Origin of the sequence: Pelatocladus sp. BLCC-F211 (assembly GCF_041928655.1) — a bacterium.
In the GTDB taxonomy this organism is placed as follows: domain Bacteria; phylum Cyanobacteriota; class Cyanobacteriia; order Cyanobacteriales; family Nostocaceae; genus Pelatocladus.
In genome coordinates this window covers 1-4,042 of sequence record NZ_JBHFLM010000097.1, presented here as the reverse complement: position 1 = coordinate 4,042, position 4,042 = coordinate 1, and the positions used below count along the sequence as shown (strand labels likewise).

The window sequence follows — 4,042 nt, the reverse complement described above, 5'->3', positions numbered from 1 at the left end:
CTTGATGATTTCTACCAATTCTTCAGTAGACAATTGGTAAAGTTCTTCATCGCTTTGCTGTCCTGGCATTTCCTTACTCATGTTACAGATGTTCTCGCATGAACATTACCCCTGTCAACTACCTCACACCTGAATCCTTACACTATTTTGACTTTGATTGAAAGCTGGAAAATTACAATCATCGCCAAAATAGTTTTGTAATTCCGCTAATTTTAAAGAATCAATAGTCTTAAGAATAGAACTAAAATTACTTTTACCGTCTTTAGGCTCAATAGATTTACCTGATGCTTCAACCGATGACTCTAAACTGAGTTTCATTGCAACTAAATCGCGGTAAATTGGCTCGATGCTATCTCGAAAATCAAATTGAATATCTCGATTTGCTGTTAAAATATCAGCACGGGTGCTTCCTTCTAATGTATTAATTGCTCGCTCGTAAGCTTTAATTGCTTCTTCTGTCTGGTTTTGCACCTTAAGAATACGTCCAATTTGCCACTCCCACAAATACAAGCTATCTGGAGACTTTGCTGTTTCTGCTGCGACTCTGGCTTTTTCGGTAAATGCGATCGCACTCCCATATTCTTGACGACATTCGTACATATAACCCTTCTCTCCCAATGCAAATGACTCCGCACGACTATCTTTCAGGCTTTGGGCAATATTAATAGCATCATCGAGTAGTTCTTCAGCTTGCTTATCAAAATTTGATGCTATACATTTTCTCTCTGTTGATTTTTGTAAATTGATTAAGTTGATAGTCGTATATACTCGTTCTCGATTTCGGGGTAAATCTTTTAAGATATTATTCCCTTGACCTAATAATTTTTTAATTTCTTGGGAAGGATTAATTTTATTAAGTGTGTTATCAGTATCTAGAATTTCTTTAAATTCTTTTTGTTTTAAAGTTTTGTATAGATGACCTAAGCTTTCTATTGCTTTAATTTCAGATTTTTTATCAGATTGAATTTGAGCATTTGTCAGGCTTTGCTGTAAATGAATATGTGCTTTTTTTATTTCTTCCTTGGCATATTGTTTAAATTTAGAAGTATCATTAAAGCTTCCGACTGGACTCAAAGCACGACTTTAATAAGGCTTTTTGTAAATAGGCGTTACCTAGACTATTGTTAAGTGAAGTAAAATAAACAGGATTTTTCTTTTCTTTTTCTTTTGCTTTCTTTAAACCAGATTCAAGATAGTAAATTGCCTTTTCGTAATCGTCTGTTCCTGTTAGTCGATAGGCATCACCTAAAGTACCTAAAATTGCTACCTCTAAATTAGTGTCTTTGATATTATCACGGGCAAATTGTAAAACACTATTTTTTGTACAGTTCTTATTATTATTGTTTTGTTTCTTCTTGTCCTCATTATTCTCATTTTCTTCAGGATTACACAAAAATGCGATCGCCTTTTTTGGTTGTCCGATACTGCTGTATACCTGTGCTAACTCAGTTGTGGCTCTAGCGATTTTTTCTTCTCTGTGCTGAGTGCTTTGAAGTTTTCGATATAAGCTAATAACTTGCTCCCAATTTGTAATTGCTGCTTCTGTTTGACCAATTTGTGGATATGCTCTCGCTAAATTTTCTCGGACAATAGCTTCGCTAACAGGGTTTTGATTGTTTTTGTAGAATTTTAGCGCTTCGTTCCAAAGGTCGATCGCTTGTTGAAAATTTCCTAAACGATAACTGTCGATACCTTTTTGAACTAGTTGACTTGGGTTACTATTTTGTGCTGTTGCGACTTCCCCTATTTGCACCTGTAAATTTGTGGATGATAACTGACCCAACCATAGAGAAAGAGTAAAGCCGATTACGCAGAATAATGCTATCAATCTATGTTTTTGATATCGGCTTGACACGGGTTAACTCCTGTAGCTGATTGTGGTTTGAAAATTCTGTGCAGAGATAAAATATACACATCTCACAGAAGGCTTTAATCCAATAGATTACCAAAAAGCTTGCCAATAAAAAATCATGAATCCTAGCTACTGAGTCATCAAAAAATATTACGTAAGTAAAATTGGATGTTCTAGTGTTTTGCAGAGTACACACATGATAATCTGAGAAATGGAATCAGTATAAATACAGATTTAGCGATCGCGTTTTGCTCTAGAGCTTTGAGTGGTGGGAGTGGGGAAAGTGAAAAAACTAGGCAGGGGTAGAAAAGTTATGCGATCGCATTGTAGTTCAAAAAAAGCATCGCCTACTTCGGTTTTGTTGGGATGCTTGGGTGCGTTAGCGAAGCTTTCCTGGGGAATCGCACAGTTTACCGTTGGAATTGCCGCTTTCATCAGTCCAGCTTTTGCTCAAAGTAACATAGTACCAGATAATACATTGGGTTCTGAGGCTTCTGGGGTAATCTTCAACTTTCAGGGGACTCCCAACGATTTAATTATAGGTGGAGCGCAACGGGGACAAAATTTATTTCACAGTTTCCGAGAATTGAATGTTGGTGAAAATCGAGGTGCTTACTTTCTTGTTTTCGATCCAAACATTCAGAATATTTTGGCACGGGTAACGGGAAGCAATCGCTCGAATATTTTCGGCACTTTGGGGACTCGGCAAGTAATTGATGGTAATCTTTTTCGTTCCAATGCCAACTTATTTGTGATGAATCCCAATGGTATTGTGTTTGGAGAAAATGCTCGTCTAGATGTTGGTGCTTCGTTTGTGGCGACAACCGCTAACGGTATTCAATTTGGCGATCGCGGTTCTTTTAATACCTCTGGTGATCAACCTTCCCAAGTTTTGACGATTAATCCCTCAGCTTTTTTGTTTAATCAAATAGCAAATCAGTCAATTAACTCAATCGAGAGTAGAGGATTTTTGTCAGTTCCAGAATCAAAAAGCTTACTATTTGTTGGGGGAAATATATCTCCAAATTCTGTTCAAACTGGAGGAATTTTACTAAGTGAAGGAAGATTGCGTGCAGGTGGAGGTCAAATTGAATTAGGTGGATTAGGAAGTACAGGAACTGTGGTACTTAATTTTAGTAATACGGGTCTAAGTTTAAATTTTCCCAGTGATGTTCCTCGAATCGATGTAGACCTGAAAAATTTAGCTGAAGTTGATGTAACTTCTGGAGGCGGTGGTAGTATCGCAATAAATGCTCGTAATATCAATATCTTAGAGGATGTTTGAAAAGTCGAGTAGGTTGTAAAAAAGCTCTCTCAGTATACGCTGTGAATAGATAGTAAACAGCACCGAGAGAGCGACACTCGTGGTGCATACCCCAGTAACTTGACCCTGGTACAATATGAGTTGATAAGTGACCTGATTCCAGATGCGAAACCAGGTGGTCGTAGGCGTGAAGTCGATATGTGGGAAGTCCTCAATGCGATTTTCTACATTCGCAGTAGTTGGAGTGAGATGGCGATCGCTACCAGGAGATTTTCCTGCCTGGCAAACGGTCTATACATACTTTCGCAATTGGCGTAAAGACGGAACTTGGCTCTTAATCCACGACAGTCTTAGAGAATGGGTTCGCATAGAGCATCAACGTCATCCAAGTCCATCCGAGGCAATCATTGACAGTCAAAGTGTGAAAAGCGCAGCAATGGTAAGCCAGTCAGTTGGTTTTGATGCAGGTAAAAAGATCAAAGGACGTAAACGATTTATGACTGTTGATACTTTGGGATTAGTTTTGAGAGTTTTAGTCACGGCAGCCAATTTTGGTGAGCGAGAAGGAGGAAAACAAGTTCTAAAACGAGTTAAACAGTCCAATCAAAAGATATCTCGCTTGACAACTATCTGGGTGGATGGTGGTTTTGATGGAGAGCCTTTCATGCAGTGGGTGATGAATTTTTGCCGTTGGATTGTGCAAGTAGTGTTGCGATCGCAAGAGTCTAAAGGTTTTGTCTTGCTCAAAAAACGTTGGGTTGTAGAGCGAACTTTTGGTTGGTTGATGGGATGTCGCCGATTAGTTCGAGACTATGAGTTGTTGCCTGAAACATCCGAGACTTTTATTTATCTTGCCATGATACGCATTATGGTGAGGCGATTAGCATAATTTTTAACTCCGAAAAACTTTTCAAACATGCTCTTAG

Annotated in this window: 4 protein-coding genes; 2 read left to right on the top strand and 2 right to left on the bottom strand. The window is 38.3% G+C overall.

Annotated elements, in window-relative coordinates; genetic code table 11:
- Positions 1-123: 123 nt before the first annotated feature.
- Both ACE1AT_RS11965 and ACE1AT_RS11960 read right to left on the bottom strand, forming a co-directional pair.
- Positions 124-1,074: a tetratricopeptide repeat protein gene (locus ACE1AT_RS11965; protein ID WP_374868508.1), complete on the bottom strand. Its 951-nt coding sequence runs from the start codon at positions 1,072-1,074 to the stop codon at positions 124-126.
- Positions 1,052-1,855: a tetratricopeptide repeat protein gene (locus ACE1AT_RS11960; RefSeq protein ID WP_374868506.1), complete on the bottom strand. Its 804-nt coding sequence runs from the start codon at positions 1,853-1,855 to the stop codon at positions 1,052-1,054. The genes ACE1AT_RS11965 and ACE1AT_RS11960 overlap by 23 nt, the downstream gene beginning before the upstream one ends.
- Positions 1,856-2,135: 280 nt before the next feature.
- Between ACE1AT_RS11960 and ACE1AT_RS11955 the strand changes: the two genes are divergently transcribed.
- On the top strand, positions 2,136-3,137 hold the full coding sequence (locus ACE1AT_RS11955; protein ID WP_374868504.1) for a filamentous hemagglutinin N-terminal domain-containing protein: 1,002 nt from the start codon (positions 2,136-2,138) through the stop codon (positions 3,135-3,137).
- Positions 3,138-3,182: 45 nt separating this feature from the next.
- A protein-coding gene (locus tag ACE1AT_RS11950; protein WP_374868510.1) for an IS5 family transposase occupies positions 3,183-4,005 on the top strand; the annotation gives its coding sequence in 2 pieces (ribosomal slippage) (positions 3,183-3,356 and positions 3,358-4,005; 822 coding nt in all).
- Positions 4,006-4,042: the final 37 nt, after the last annotated feature.